The organism is Bacillus sp. FSL M8-0166 (assembly GCF_038008825.1).
Lineage (GTDB): Bacteria > Bacillota > Bacilli > Bacillales > Bacillaceae > Bacillus > Bacillus safensis.
Window position 1 is genome coordinate 3,177,472 of sequence record NZ_JBBOZZ010000001.1, and the last position, 13,929, is coordinate 3,191,400.

The 13,929-nt window shown below is 40.6% G+C and carries 16 protein-coding genes; 4 read left to right on the forward strand and 12 right to left on the reverse strand.

Translation table 11 applies throughout. The features are described 5' to 3' along the window. Nucleotides 1–40: 40 nt before the first annotated feature. On the reverse strand, nucleotides 41–1,306 hold the full coding sequence (locus tag NSS92_RS16405) for an L-lactate MFS transporter (protein WP_267586816.1): 1,266 nt from the start codon (nucleotides 1,304–1,306) through the stop codon (nucleotides 41–43). Between the two features lie 134 nt (nucleotides 1,307–1,440). Here NSS92_RS16405 and fdhD point away from each other — a divergent pair, with 134 nt between their 5' ends. After that, the gene (fdhD, locus tag NSS92_RS16410) at nucleotides 1,441–2,229 is read left to right on the forward strand and encodes a formate dehydrogenase accessory sulfurtransferase FdhD (protein WP_340869303.1); all 789 of its coding nucleotides are present in this window, start codon (nucleotides 1,441–1,443) and stop codon (nucleotides 2,227–2,229) included. A 10-nt stretch (nucleotides 2,230–2,239) separates the two neighbouring features. Then, on the forward strand, nucleotides 2,240–3,247 hold the full coding sequence (gene moaA / locus NSS92_RS16415) for a GTP 3',8-cyclase MoaA (protein WP_267586814.1): 1,008 nt from the start codon (nucleotides 2,240–2,242) through the stop codon (nucleotides 3,245–3,247). A 254-nt stretch (nucleotides 3,248–3,501) separates the two neighbouring features. Here the strand turns inward: moaA and rpsN are convergent, their stop codons facing one another. The 5 genes from rpsN to NSS92_RS16440 all read right to left on the reverse strand — a co-directional run bounded on the left by rpsN (nucleotide 3,502) and on the right by NSS92_RS16440 (nucleotide 6,455). Continuing rightward, nucleotides 3,502–3,771 carry a 30S ribosomal protein S14 gene (rpsN, locus tag NSS92_RS16420; RefSeq protein ID WP_340869306.1) on the reverse strand — a complete coding sequence of 90 codons (270 nt, stop codon included), beginning with the start codon at nucleotides 3,769–3,771 and terminating at the stop codon, nucleotides 3,502–3,504. Nucleotides 3,772–3,787: 16 nt separating this feature from the next. After that, nucleotides 3,788–4,984 (reverse strand): GTP-binding protein, encoded by a 1,197-nt coding sequence (locus NSS92_RS16425; RefSeq protein WP_340869308.1) that lies wholly within the window; start codon nucleotides 4,982–4,984, stop codon nucleotides 3,788–3,790. An 82-nt stretch (nucleotides 4,985–5,066) separates the two neighbouring features. Continuing rightward, the gene (gene rpmG / locus NSS92_RS16430) at nucleotides 5,067–5,216 is read right to left on the reverse strand and encodes a 50S ribosomal protein L33 (protein WP_003214771.1); all 150 of its coding nucleotides are present in this window, start codon (nucleotides 5,214–5,216) and stop codon (nucleotides 5,067–5,069) included. 142 nt (nucleotides 5,217–5,358) lie between these two features. Then, nucleotides 5,359–5,781: a DUF5362 family protein gene (locus NSS92_RS16435; RefSeq protein ID WP_142945391.1), complete on the reverse strand. Its 423-nt coding sequence runs from the start codon at nucleotides 5,779–5,781 to the stop codon at nucleotides 5,359–5,361. A gap of 164 nt (nucleotides 5,782–5,945) precedes the next feature. Beyond that, complete coding sequence (locus NSS92_RS16440; RefSeq protein WP_340869311.1) at nucleotides 5,946–6,455, reverse strand: GNAT family N-acetyltransferase; 510 nt, start codon at nucleotides 6,453–6,455, stop codon at nucleotides 5,946–5,948. Between the two features lie 116 nt (nucleotides 6,456–6,571). On the opposite strand from NSS92_RS16440, the gene NSS92_RS16445 reads away from it, so the two are divergent. Next, a complete protein-coding gene (locus NSS92_RS16445; protein ID WP_048237629.1) occupies nucleotides 6,572–7,468 on the forward strand; it encodes a peptidoglycan DD-metalloendopeptidase family protein in 897 nt (298 codons plus the stop codon). Between the two features lie 85 nt (nucleotides 7,469–7,553). On the opposite strand, the gene NSS92_RS16450 is transcribed toward NSS92_RS16445, so the two are convergent. The 5 genes from NSS92_RS16450 to NSS92_RS16470 all read right to left on the reverse strand — a co-directional run bounded on the left by NSS92_RS16450 (nucleotide 7,554) and on the right by NSS92_RS16470 (nucleotide 11,679). Next, entirely contained in the window at nucleotides 7,554–7,901 is a 348-nt protein-coding gene (locus tag NSS92_RS16450; protein ID WP_034281209.1) for a P-II family nitrogen regulator, read from the reverse strand. Nucleotides 7,902–7,919: 18 nt separating this feature from the next. Beyond that, on the reverse strand, nucleotides 7,920–9,128 hold the full coding sequence (locus NSS92_RS16455) for an ammonium transporter (RefSeq protein WP_267586809.1): 1,209 nt from the start codon (nucleotides 9,126–9,128) through the stop codon (nucleotides 7,920–7,922). 192 nt (nucleotides 9,129–9,320) lie between these two features. After that, entirely contained in the window at nucleotides 9,321–10,061 is a 741-nt protein-coding gene (locus NSS92_RS16460) for an amino acid ABC transporter ATP-binding protein (protein ID WP_324290851.1), read from the reverse strand. A gap of 10 nt (nucleotides 10,062–10,071) precedes the next feature. Further along, nucleotides 10,072–10,749 (reverse strand): amino acid ABC transporter permease, encoded by a 678-nt coding sequence (locus NSS92_RS16465; protein ID WP_080652918.1) that lies wholly within the window; start codon nucleotides 10,747–10,749, stop codon nucleotides 10,072–10,074. 42 nt (nucleotides 10,750–10,791) lie between these two features. Continuing rightward, a complete protein-coding gene (locus NSS92_RS16470) occupies nucleotides 10,792–11,679 on the reverse strand; it encodes a transporter substrate-binding domain-containing protein (RefSeq protein WP_340869317.1) in 888 nt (295 codons plus the stop codon). A gap of 176 nt (nucleotides 11,680–11,855) precedes the next feature. Between NSS92_RS16470 and NSS92_RS16475 the strand changes: the two genes are divergently transcribed. Beyond that, on the forward strand, nucleotides 11,856–13,244 hold the full coding sequence (locus tag NSS92_RS16475; protein WP_267586807.1) for an MFS transporter: 1,389 nt from the start codon (nucleotides 11,856–11,858) through the stop codon (nucleotides 13,242–13,244). Between the two features lie 38 nt (nucleotides 13,245–13,282). Here the strand turns inward: NSS92_RS16475 and NSS92_RS16480 are convergent, their stop codons facing one another. Further along, a complete protein-coding gene (locus NSS92_RS16480; protein WP_340869319.1) occupies nucleotides 13,283–13,882 on the reverse strand; it encodes an undecaprenyl-diphosphatase in 600 nt (199 codons plus the stop codon). Between the last annotated feature and the right edge of the window lie 47 nt (nucleotides 13,883–13,929).

Sequence of the window (13,929 nt, forward strand, 5' to 3'; positions counted from 1 at the left end):
CTAAAAATTACCTTTAGAATGTGATTCTGTCAAATTCAAATTAAGGTCGGGCTGAGACAGAGGAAGCAGCAGGAGGGTTTTTTTCTCTCAGCTGCTGAATATCCTTCCGAATAAGAAGTGATATGATAAAAGCGATGAAAAATAAGCCAGAGAACACCATAAGACTTTGTGTGTAATTACCTGTTATATCTCGGATGAAGGATGAAAATAGAGGTCCTGCTAAACCCGCAGCGGCCCAAGCAGTCAAAATATAACCGTGTATGGCACCAAGCTGCTTTGTACCAAACAAATCCCCAATATAGGCTGGAATTGAAGCAAATCCTCCTCCATAGCACGTATAAATGATCGCCATGACGATTGAAAAGATGAGCGGTTCTTTTAAATAGGGGAGTAAAGGAAATGCAATGAGCTGGATACTGAAAAAAATCGTATACGTATTCGGCCTTCCTATATAATCTGAGAACGATGCCCAGCCAATCCGTCCTAAACCATTAAAAGCACCTAAAATGCCAACAAGAGTAGCTGCAGCACCTGCAGTGAACCCAACACTTTCTTGAGCAAGAGGTGATGCTACTGAAATAATAGCAATTCCGCATGTGATATTAATAAAAAGCATAAGCCACAAATAATAAAAACGTCTTGTTTTGATCGCTTCATTTGCTGTAAGCTGTGATAAATCTTGTGGGATTTTTCTTTGCTTTGTTTTGAATACGTCAAATTGTTTGACGTCATCAGGTGTTGGTGGAGATAAATAAAGAGATGAGATCACCATGATGATAAAATAGGAGATTCCAAGAATATAAAAAGTATTTGCGATATTTACTTTTTCAATGAGAAATTGAATAATTGGGCTGCAAATAAGAGAAGCAAACCCAAATCCCATAATAGCTAAACCTGTTGCAAGTCCTCTGCGATCTGGAAACCATTTAACTAATGTTGATACAGGTGCAATATAGCCTACGCCTAAACCTATTCCAGCGAGAACCCCATAAAATAAATAGAGGAGAGGCAGTGAGGACATGTGGACAGCGAATCCTGACCCAGTCATTCCGATGCCGAAGAAAATAGCTGAGAAGAGCCCCGATGCTCTTGGACCATACCTTTCAACGAAATGTCCCATGAAAGCAGCAGATAAACCTAAAAATAAAATAGCAATACTGAAGGTCAGACTTATTTCTGTTAATGACCACTTAAAGGCTTCATGTAAAGGATTCGTAAAAACACTCCAAGCATAAACAGACCCAATAGATAAATGAATTCCTACAGCACTTGTTGCGATGAGCCAGCGATTTTTCGATTTGTTCATTTTGTTCCCCCCATATAAAGCAATCAAGAAGTTTGATAAGATAGAAATATGTTACATTTTTATGACTTTTTAAAATAATATCACAATTTGATTGGATCATATAACTAAATTTGCGTTGAAAGGAAGATCATACAATGAATCCTTCTGTTAAAACGAAACGAGTCATACACCAATACCATGAAGGCCAAATCACCTGCAAAACTGATGAAATTGTAGAGGAATTTCCTTTAACTGTGATGGTGAATGGAGAAGAATTTGTGACACTTGTTTGTTCACCAGAACATCTGAAAGAATTGGTTATCGGCTTTTTGGCTTCAGAAGGGGTCATTCGATTTGAAAATGAGATTAAAAGGTTTACAATAGATGAAAGTATGGGTTTTGCCTATGTTGATTTAGTTCACTCAAGTGGATTTCATTCATCAGATTTTACAAAGCGAGTGATTGGTTCATGCTGCGGGAAAGGAAGACATTTTTATTTTCTTCAAGATGTGAAGACGGCAAAAACGGCCATTGATCGAATCAGTATTTCTGCTGAAACCTGTATGCATCTCATGAAGTGTTTGCAAGAAGAAAGCCAATTATTTCAACATACTGGTGGAGTGCATAATGCTGGACTGTGTGATAGAGAAAAACTATTTATCACTAGAACTGATATAGGAAGACATAATGCTTTAGATAAAATTTATGGATATTGTTTACTTCAGCGAATCCCACTTAGAGATAAAATTCTTGTGTTTAGCGGCCGGATATCGTCGGAAGTTCTATTGAAGGCAGCAAAACTAGGAGTATCTATTGTCATTTCAAAATCAGCACCTACTGAGCTAGCACTTAAAATGGCAGAAGAATTAAATATTACGACAGTTGGGTTCGTCAGAGGAAAGTCCTTTAATATTTACACTCATCCTCAGCGTATTACAGAATAGGAGGCAAAGTATGGTCAGTATTTTGGATAAAAGACATCGACCATTGCGCGATTTAAGAATATCAGTCACTGATCGCTGTAACTTTAGATGTACGTACTGTATGCCTGCTGAAATTTTTGGACCAGATTATCCTTTCTTGAAAAAAGAAGAACTACTTAGTTTCGAAGAAATTGAACGACTTGCTACCCTTTTTGCAAAGAACCTAGGTGTGGTAAAAATACGCATTACGGGCGGGGAACCTTTAATGCGGAAGGATCTGCCTGTCTTAATAGAAAAGCTCGCAAAAATTTCAGGGATTGAAGACATTGCGATGACAACCAATGGAACACTTTTACCTTTATATGCTGATCAGTTAAAGAAAGCAGGTCTTAATAGAGTTACTATTAGTTTGGATTCATTAAATCCCGACCGTTTTAAGCAAATGAATGGAAGGCATATTTCTATCCAAAAAGTGTTTGATGGCATTGAGGCCGCAAAAAAGGCTGGACTTGCTATCAAGATTAATATGGTTGTTCAAAAAGGTGTGAATGATCAGGATGTCTTACCAATGGCAGCTTACTTTAAAAAAGAAGGACACGTTCTCAGGTTTATTGAATTTATGGATGTTGGTAATACGAATAAATGGAACCTAGAGCATGTCATGACAAAGAAAGAAATAATTGAATTAATTGATTCAACATATCCTATCAAACCAGAACCTCCTCAATATGCAGGCGAAGTAGCCAACCGATTTTTTTACAAAGATGGTTCAGGAGAGATAGGCATTATTTCTTCCGTTTCAGATGCTTTTTGTGGAACATGTAACAGAGCAAGACTATCTGCACGCGGGGAATTGTTTACATGTCTGTTTGCATCATCGGGTTTTGATCTGAAACAGATGATTCGTACGACAAATGATAATGAAGAATTAACGAATAGGTTAAAGGAATTATGGTCGAATAGACATGACCAATATTCAGCTGAGAGAGAGCAGAAAAAAGATCAGAAAAAGGTTGAGATGTCATACATCGGTGGTTAATGACAACAAAGTATCATGATCATGTATTTTTGAAAAGAAGAGAAAATGTCATAATCGTTGCTGAAAATCCTTTTTTGAAAACAGGTCATTTTATCTTATGAACTCAGTCATTATAAAAAACCAGCAGAATCTCTGCTGGTTTTTAAATTGCTATTTTGCACCTCGAAAAGATTGAGATAAGATTGGAAAATAGATTTTTCATCATTGTGTGCTGCTTTACTTTTACGAGTGCTGTGATAAGATCAAATCATTCTTTACCAGCTCGATTTTTTAATTCCGGGGATATGACCCTTATAGGCAAGCTCACGAAAAGCAATCCTAGACATTTTAAATTTTCGTAAATAACCTCGGGGGCGGCCTGTTAATTCACAGCGGTTTTTTAAGCGGATAGGGGAAGAGTCTCTAGGTAATTTCCGTAAAGCATCATAGTCACCTTTTTCTTTTAACTCTTTCCTTAATTCTGCATATTTCAATACAAGTTGCTGTCGTTTTTTTTCTTTAGCAATCTTAGATTTCTTTGCCAATTAAAACCCTCCTGGCCTAATTTTGTATTTTCCATTGAAAGGGGTCCTCAAATGTAGTCCAATCTTGATCAAATTCCTCAGGTGTGAGCAAGCATTGATCAAGAGTACGAATGATTTCTGCTTTAGGCAAATCTACACCGATAAACACAAGTTTTGTATGGCGATCACCAAATTCTGCGTCCCACTCATCAAGAAGCTCTGGTTCCCGATTTAATATCCGTACTTTTTCTTGCTCAGGCAAAGCAGCAATCCAGTATGCAATTGGTTCAATCGCAACAGATTTCCCAGCTTGTGAAATTAAAATGGTTAAATCATGATGTGTGGCAAGCCAAGTAAAACCTTTCGCACGAACGATCTGATCGGGCATTTGATCTAACCAATTATTCAGCCTGCCAGTATGAAAAGGAAGTCTTCTTTCGTAAACAAAGGATGAAATTTGGTATTCCTCTGTTTCCGGCTTATGCTGAGCATGTCCTGCGTTGATCTCTTTGATCCATCCAGCAGAAGCACTTGATTTTTCAAAGTCGAATAAACCAGTATTCAAAATGTCATCTGGCTGTACTTTACCTTTGGAGGTTCTGATGATAGATGCCCCTGGTTGCAGTTTGTTCAGCACATGCTCAAGCCGATCTAATTCTGAGGGTGATACTAGATCACATTTATTGATAATGAGCACGTCACAAAATTCAATTTGATCAATGAGTAAATCTGAAATTTCTCGTTCGTCGTCATCGGAAACCGCTTCTTTACGATCTAATAAACTCTCTCCTGACTGGAAATCAGTCCAGAAACGATTTGCATCTACTACTGTGACCATCGTATCTAGCCGGCAAAAGCGGGTCAAATCTATTCCCATTTCTTCATCAATATAAGAAAACGTTTGAGCGACGGGAATTGGTTCACTAATACCGGTTGATTCAATGACAATATAATCGATATTACCCGCCTTACAAAGGCGCTCTACTTCGATTAACAAGTCTTCTCTCAATGTGCAGCAAATACAACCGTTAGATAATTCAACTAGTTTCTCATCTGATCGAGAAAGCTCGCCGCCTTGTTTGACTAGTTCTGCATCAATATTAATTTCGCTCATGTCATTGACGATGACAGCCACTTTTAATCCTTTGCGATTTTGAAGTACATGATTTAATATCGTTGTTTTTCCTGCTCCTAAAAAGCCGCTTAATACTGTAACAGGTATACGCTTATTCATTTGTTTTTGTCCTTTTAAAAACGATCATTTTGTTTTCCGCCTCACTTAAAAAGTAATCATTACGATTTATAATCTAAAAAATTTATTTTGTTTCTCTATGAAGGGTGTATTTCTTTAATCGAGGAGAATATTTTTTTAACTCCAATCGGTCAGGATTCGTTCTTTTATTTTTTGTTGTGATATAGTTTCTGTCACCTGTTTCAGTACAGGCCAAGGTAATTTTAACGCGCATAAGTAATATGGTCCTCCTTTAATTCGTAATAGTTACGATTTGTATTTTAAAATGATCAAGACTGAATGTCAAGCATAGGAGGATAATCAAAGCCAAATGATAAACAAAAGGGGTATCGAACAACCATTGATACCCCTCTCCATTAATAAAAGTCACCGAGTTCTTGTTCGTAATCACCTTCATACTGCTGGACATCATAAGGAATTTCTTGGAGGAAGGCTAACCCGCCTAATATAAGAATCAAAACGATGGCAATGAATGAAAGAATAACTGCGGCAATACTTGAAATGGCAAATAGTGTCTGCATTTTCATCATCTTAGCATATTGTTCTAATAATTCTTCGTAAGAAGTATCAGGAGCCTGAATCAATTGTTCAGCTGCTTTTACAGATTTTTGTACATGGATTCCCATCATAATGAGGAAGACGCCAAGGGCTGCAGGAAGAACAAGCCAAAAACCAATAAGAATAGCCAGACCGCCTGAAATATAGAGAAAGATACTACCAACCTTTCCCCACTTTACGATTGAATGAAGAGATTGAATGATTTTCTCAGTTTGTTGCAATGGTGTTCACTCCTTTATGTATTCACTCTTTATCATACTTGAGTAAGTAGTGCTTTAGGAAGAGTGAATGTTGATTGATTAAATTGTTTCTCTCTTCACTACACTTTTTACAGCTGTGACTTGCGTCATAAAAAAAGCGTCTCTTTGCCAGGGAGACGCTCGTTTTATAATTCTTTTCCTAGGATATCTAAATCGTACCTGCTGCCGTCCATTTCTGCGATGCGTGGCAGGTGGCCCCATGTCTCAAAGCCGTGCTTTTTAAACAGTCGAATGCTGGCTTCGTTGTGCCCGAAAATAAAGGCAAGTAACGTTCGAATGCCTAATGAGGGTGCTAACTCAATGGCTTCTTGTAAGAAAAGTGAGCCTAAGCCTTTTCCTCGATAGTCTTGGTTCAAATAGATACTCATTTCAACGGTCCCGTTGTATGCAGGTCTTCCGTAAAACGTTTCAAAGCTCAGCCAGCCGTAGATATTTCCATCCTCATCTGTTTTCACATAGAGAGGTCTTTTGTCGGAATGATTTAAAAACCATTTCCGGCGGTCTTCGACAGAAACAGGTTCTGTATCAGCGGTCACTTCTCTAGAAGCAATGGTTGAATTGTAGATATCAACAATCGCTTTGAGGTCATCTTCTGTTGCTATCCGGTTGAAAGTTTTCACAATTAAGTCCCCCATCTTTTTTTCATTTATCATACATATTATTGATGCGATTGCGCAAAATAAAAAGAAAAATGATTTCTTGTGTATATATTTTTTGAAAAGTGTTCAGAATGTTGCTGAGGTGATGAAAAATGAGAGAGGAAGAAAAGAAACGTACTTCCAAAATCACAAAAGTTCAGCAATTTTTCCGTAAGCGCTGGGTATTCCCTGCTATTTACTTGGTCAGCGCAGCGGTCGTGTTAACAGCCGTTCTTTGGTATCAAGCGGTATCAAAAGATGTGAAAGACCAACTATCTGATGGAAATCAAACAGGGCAAGAACAGCGTGATGATGCCGTTGAAGTTGGAAAGCCAATTGAAAATGTTGCAATGCCGGTCAAGAATTCTGATAATGTTTCTGTCGTGAAAAAGTTCTATGAAGCAGATGCTGATCAAAAAGAAAAAGAAGCAGCACTTGTAAACTATAATAACACCTATACCTTGAGCAAAGGTATTGATCTTGCAGATAAAGATGGCAAAGTGTTTGATGTCACAGCTGCTCTTAGTGGAACAGTGGTTCAAGCGAAAAAAGATCCAGTTCTCGGTCACGTTGTTGAAATTGAACATGAAGATGGATTATCGACTGTTTATCAATCGTTGTCACAAGTGAGTGTCAAAGAAGGCGATGAAGTGAAGCAGAATGATGTCATTGGTGCTTCTGGTAAAAATCTATATGGTGCTGAAAGCGGCAACCATGTGCATTTTGAAATTCGTATGGAAGGTTTAGCGCTTAATCCGCTTAGCTTCATTGACAAGCCTGTTTCTACAATTGAAAAAGCAGCGCAAGAAGTGACGGAACAAGCAAAAGAACCTGCTCAGCCAAAGACTGAGGAAAAAACGAAGGAACCTGCTGCTGAAGATAAGGCTAAAGAGCCAGCTGGAGAAAAATCTGAAGAAAAGTCTGATGAGAAGGGGAAATCCTCTGATCAAGAGAAATCTTCTGATTCCTCTAAAGACAGCAGTCAGTCAGAAGAAACAAAACAATCTTAATGTCTTACAAGGTCCTCTGTGTATGTGAATATGCAGAGGTTTTTTTCTGTTCAAAAAGATCCTCCGCCACTCGGCGGAGGATAAACTATAGGGCGGCAGGTCCTTCTTCACCTGTCCGAATGTTGATTGTATTCGCTATCTCATATATAAAAATTTTCCCATCCCCTGGTTCGCCTGTACGAAGTACCTTTTGAGCTGTTTCAACGACCTGTTCGACAGGTACTTTGCTTAGGACGATTTCAATCTTTAATCGTTCGTATACGTTGCTTTCTTTTTTAACGCCGCGGTATAGCTCTGTATGTCCCTTTTGTAAGCCGCAGCCGTGTACATTTGAAAAGGTAATTGAGGTGACACCAATTTTTCCAAGCTCCACCTTTAATGTTTCAAAATTAGCTGGACGTGTGACAATCTCCACTTTATACATTTTGCTCATAGAGACACCCCTTTTTCTTTAATCTTGATAAGCTTTTTCACCGTGCATGGTTAAATCAAGACCCACTGATTCTTCTTCTTCGGTTGCACGAATTTTGAAGAAGACATTGACCACTTTGATGATCACGTATGTCACAACGGCAACAAAAGCGTACGTGGCAACAATCGCGACCACTTGCTTCCAAAGTAAGCTGGGATCTCCGTAAAATAAGCCATTGGCTCCGCCGTCATTGACAGAGGTTGTGGCGAAAAGTCCTGTTGCAATTCCTCCCCAAGTACCGCCAATTCCGTGAAGGCCGAATGCGTCCAGTGCGTCATCATAGCCAAATTTGGCTTTGAGTGAAAAGACTCCCCAGAAACAGACGATCCCGCCAATGATTCCTATGATAATAGAAGCAAACGGTGTAACAAAGCCTGCGGCGGGTGTAATGGCGACAAGACCTGCGATGGCTCCAGAGATCGCGCCGAGCATGGTCGGTTTTTTGTTGATCATCCACTCTACTAACAGCCAGCCGATGATTCCTGCAGCAGCAGCTGTATTGGTGTTAATAAAGGCATACATGGCCACGCTGTCTAATGTAAGAGCGCTTCCCACGTTAAAACCAAACCAGCCAAACCAGATGACAGCTCCGCCGAGAAGGGTGTAGATTAAGTTATGCGGAGAAGAGCTTGCTGCTTCTTTACGCTTCCCGAGCACAATCGCAACGACAAGACCCGCAACACCGGATGAGATGTGAACAACGTTTCCGCCTGCGAAGTCAAGCGCACCCATCTCGCCAATCCAACCGCCGCCCCATACCCAGTGTGCGACTGGAGCGTATACAAATGTGACCCAAAGGAGTGTAAATACAACGACTGCTGAGTAGCGAATCCGTTCAGCAAAGGCACCTGAAATGATGGCTGTTGTTAAGACGGCAAAGGTCATTTGGAACATCATGAACAATGAATGTGGAATCGTATCACTATAGGAACCAGGCTCAAAGCCTACGCCTTTCAGGCCCACCCAGTCTAAGCCTCCGATCCACGCATTGCCTGGTGCAAATGCCAAGGAATAGCCGAATACGATCCATACGATTGAAACGATCGCTAGTGATGTTAAGCTGTGCATGGTCGTGCTTAACACGTTTTTACTTCTCACGAGTCCTCCGTAGAATAAAGCTAAACCCGGTGTCATTAACCACACGAGTAGTGCGCAGAAGAACATAAATACTGTATCACCCATTTGCATGCTGCATTCCCCCGAATCATTCAGAATTATTGTTTTCTTAATTCTTCATTATAGAGAGAAAAGTCATATATAACATATACATGTAAGTTTATCTGACATGGTTTTTTGGTTAAGTTCAATATAAATGGATGAAAAGTTCGTAAAAAATGAGCAAAAACGAAAATTAAGCACTAAAAATGAAGGGCGTTTGACCTATAAAATGGAGCTGAGAAACAGTTTTGTACGTTCCTCTCTAGGAGAATCAAACAATTCCGAAGGGACGCCTTCTTCGACGATGCGGCCTTCGTGCATGTAGACGACACGATCGGCAACTTCTTTCGCAAAGCCCATTTCATGTGTGACAATGACCATGGTCATGCCTTCTTTTGCGAGGCTTTTCATCGTTTGCAGCACCTCGCCTACAAGCTCTGGATCAAGGGCAGACGTAGGTTCGTCAAATAACATGACATCAGGCTTCATGGCGAGAGATCTGGCTATAGCGACACGCTGTTTTTGACCGCCTGATAGTTTAGAAGGATATACGTTGGCTTTATCCGCAAGTCCGACTTTTTCTAACAAGGTACTGGCTTCAGCGATGGCTTGTGCTTTCTTTGTTTTTTTCACCATAACAGGCGCTTCGATGATATTTTCAAGCACAGTTTTGTGCGGGAAAAGATTAAAATGCTGAAACACCATTCCTATTTTTTGTCTCATTTCGTTTAATTGATTGCGCTTTGGATGAACAGGGCTGCCATCGATGATGATATCTCCATCATTTTTTATTTCTAAAAAGTTCATACAGCGGAGCAAGGTGCTTTTTCCAGAACCGCTTGCACCAATTAAGACGACCACATCATTTTCATATACGGTGAGATCGATATCTTTTAAAACATGAAGCTCTCCAAAGTATTTATTGAGTTTTTCAACACGAATGATTTCCTTTGATTCTGTCATGCTTCTCCTCCTATTGGTCACTGGCTGATAGTTTCTTCTCAAAGGTTTGGACAGCGAATGTTAACAGCAGGACAAGAACTAAGTAATAGACGGCTACAACAAGTAAATACGTCATATTGTCAAAGCTGTTGGAGCCTTGCGTGGTGGCGACGTTAAATAGTTCATTGACACTGATAAAGGCGGCGAGTGATGAGTCTTTTAAGCCGATAATGAACTGGTTGCCAAGAGGGGGAAGGGCACGCCGCATCGCTTGCGGGAGAATGATGCGCCTCATTGTTAAAAAGCGACCCATGCCAAGAGATCGTCCCGCTTCTTTTTGCCCCTGATCGATGGATTGGATAGCGCCTCTGAATATTTCTGCTATATAGGCGCCATTATGAAAGGCAAGCGCAATGGAAGCAGCCCAGAAGTCGGGTATATTCAATTCTGTGAGGCCGAAATATAGGATGAAAATTTGAACAATAAGTGGTGTTCCGCGTACAAGAAAGATATAAGCATTGGCGATATAACCGAAAACGGCTATGCGGGATATTTTCAATAAAGCAAAGAAAAGCCCGATGAACATACCGATGAAGATGCTGATCACCGTCAGCTGTAATGTGATCAGCATTCCTTCTAAGAAAATACCTCTAGAATCAATCAGTGTCTGAAAAAAGTGTGATAGGGTAGGCAAAACAATCATCTCCATTTGAAGAAAGTGCGCCTATAAAAAGGGCGCACAATCGTGGTTTTAATCTTGTTTGACCGTGATGTCTTCATCAAAGTACTTTTCGCTAATTTGTTTTAATGTTCCGTCTTTTTTTAGTGCATTAATCGCATCGTTGATCTCTTCTATGAGCTGTTCATTTTCTTTTGATACAGCAATTGCCTGCTCACTTTGTCCGAGTCTTTCCTGCGCTGCGATTTTCAATTTTTTCTTCATGGCTTCTGCACCTGTGGCGAAGTCTGTCACGACTGCATCGTGTTTTCCGTTGGCTAGTGCTTCTAAGGCAACGACATCACTATCATAATATTTTGGTTCTTGCCCGCTATGTTCCTTTGCAATATCAGCGTAGGACGATCCTTTTGATACAGCAATTTCTTTGTCTTTTAAGTCATCAGCATGCTGAATGTCTGATCCGGGTCTTGTGAAAATTTGCGGACCAGAGTAGTAATAGGGCTTAGAAAAAAGGACGTGTTTTTTTCGTTCCTCATTGATGGCATGACTTGCAACTGCCGCATCAAATTTGCCTGCTTTCACGCCTTCGACGATGCCTGCGAATTTATATTTTTTCTGTATAGGTTCGAGACCTAGTTTGTCACTAATCGCATTGCCTACGTCGATATCAAAGCCGGACATCTGATTTCCATCCATGTAACTAAACGGATGAAATTCACCTGATGCTGCAAAAATAAATTTTCCATCCTCCAAAATTGGCGACCCTTTCGCTGTAGAATTACGTTTATCTCCGTTCCCATTTGTTTCATTTGAACCACACGAAGACAGAAGTAATACTGCAACCGAGAAAAGGGCTGGGACCCAAAACCGTCTTTTTTTAATAATAAGCTTCTCCTCCTTTTCAGCCGTTCTCCATATAAGGAGAAAGTAGGCTTTTAAATATGTGTAGCATCTTACCATTTGTTCCTCATATTCTCAATTTTATATGTGTTTTTCCAACATCGTCCTTTTTAGAATGTATGTCTTGCTTTTCTAAGAGAGAACTTGAATTGATTAGGGTAAAAAAGGGAAATGAATCTCATAATAACGAAAGGATTGGAAAAAAACATGACAGATCACAAAAAGGAGGTCACTGTATGAACAAGTGGAAAGACAATCGAAAAGTTTTTTTAACCGCTATTGCCTTTGGAACGATGTTGAATCCGCTGAATTCATCAATGATTTCTTTGGCCTTGCATCAAATTCAGCATGAATTCGGTTTGTCGTTTACGACCGTATCTTGGCTTATTTCTTCTTTTTATTTAGCCAGTGCAGTGACGCAGCCGGTGAGCGGCCGGATTGGGGATCATGTCATGAGCCGGAGAACCTTATTTTTATTCGGTCTGGTTCTTGTCGCAGTCTCAGCCATCTGCGCGCCGTTTGCCCCGACGTTTGCGGTGCTGATTGTGATCCGTCTGTTACAGGCGATTGGAAGCAGTGCCATTTATCCTTCTGGTGTCGGACTCATTCGGGATCATATTCAAGAAAGACAGGCTTCGGCGTTAGCGGTATTATCCATTTTTGCTTCAGCGATGACGGCGCTTGGACCGACGCTTGGCGGATTTCTGATGACCATTGGCGGCTGGCCGGCCATCTTTTTAGTGAATCTGCCGTTTATTTTGATCAGTTTCTTTCTCGGCCTATTGTTGTTTCCGAAGGAGCAGAAGAAGAGAAAGCTGCGCATAGGCGAAACCGTGCGAACACTCGATTTGCCAGGGATGCTTCTTTTTACCGTCTGCATTGTTCTCCTGCTTTCATTTTTATTATCACTGGGTGATGGCATTCAATATGTTCAAGGCATTCTTTGTCTCCTGAGTGCAGGCGCTTTTATCTGGTGGGAGTATCAGGTGGATGAACCGTTTATTCAAATACGGATGTTCAGGGAGGAGCAGCGGCTGTCACTTGTGTATGTGCAATTTATCATCTTAAATATCTTTTTCTATTGTCTCTTTTTTGGTTTGCCCAGTTATTTTCAGGATGAGTTAGGCTGGCGTGTGGAGATGACGGGTCTTTTTATGCTGTGTATGTCAGGGGTGAGTATTATTGTGTCACCGCTGACTGGAAAGTGGGTGGATCGCGGGGATGAACGCCATCCAGTTTTAGCGAGTGCTGTATTGATGCTGGCTGGAGCGTCTGCCATGACTTTCTTTTTTATTCCTGCGCCATTATGGGGAAAAGGATTGGTTCTGGCGCTGCTTGGGCTCAGTTATGGAATTGGGAATGTTGCGCTTCAAGCTGCGATGCTCAAGGCTAGTCCTCAGCAAATGATTGGCACGTCCTCTGGACTTTTTCAAACATGCCGCTACCTTGGTTCTATTCTGTCGTCTGCTGTGCTTGGTATGCTGTTTGGGGATGAAATTGCTGGTGCTCATTTTGCGCAATTAGGCTGGACGTTGATCATCATTTCTCTTATTGGCATTGGTGTCAGTCTTTATTTTTCAAGTATGGTCAGAGGGAGACAGCCAATAAAAAAAGCGGCGCGATAAGTGGAAGAAGAATCTTCATCACGTTATCGCAAGGCCGCTTAAGAGTTGGACAGGTCTGAGCCCTGATCCTTTGTCTTCCTTCTGAAAATTTTCCCTGCAATTGTCTCGTAAAATGTTACGATACGATCAATTGGAGAGTCAAAGAACTTCCATAATTTATTCATGATAAAGACAACCACAATCGATACGACCAAGCTGCCTAAAACATCAAATGGATAATGATGACCGACCCAGATGCGGGAGAATCCTGTAAGTAATCCAAAGACGAGCAAGATGTTGCCGAGCTTTTTATTACGAGATCGAATGGCTAATGAAAGAGCCAGTGCACCTGTTGTATGGTCACTTGGGAAGGAAGCGTCTGCTGAGTGCGGGATGAGTGTGTCGACCTTATGCGCCACAAACGGCCGCTCTTCATAATGAAACAATGTAATGGCAAAGTTGACGATAAGTGCTACAATGCCTGTTACACCGGAAAAGAAGACATGCTTCTTAAATTTGTGATTCCCTAAAAACCAGCAAATCAATAAGACAAGGGCGTACACAAGAATGGCCTTTTTCGTAATAAAGATCATGGCCTGATCTAAAAACTCAGAATGGTGAGCCATCCCGTGTATGACTTTAAACAATTCGTAATTCAAAACATCACCTATACTTTCGCTTAATGCTAACTATTTTTCAACAAAGC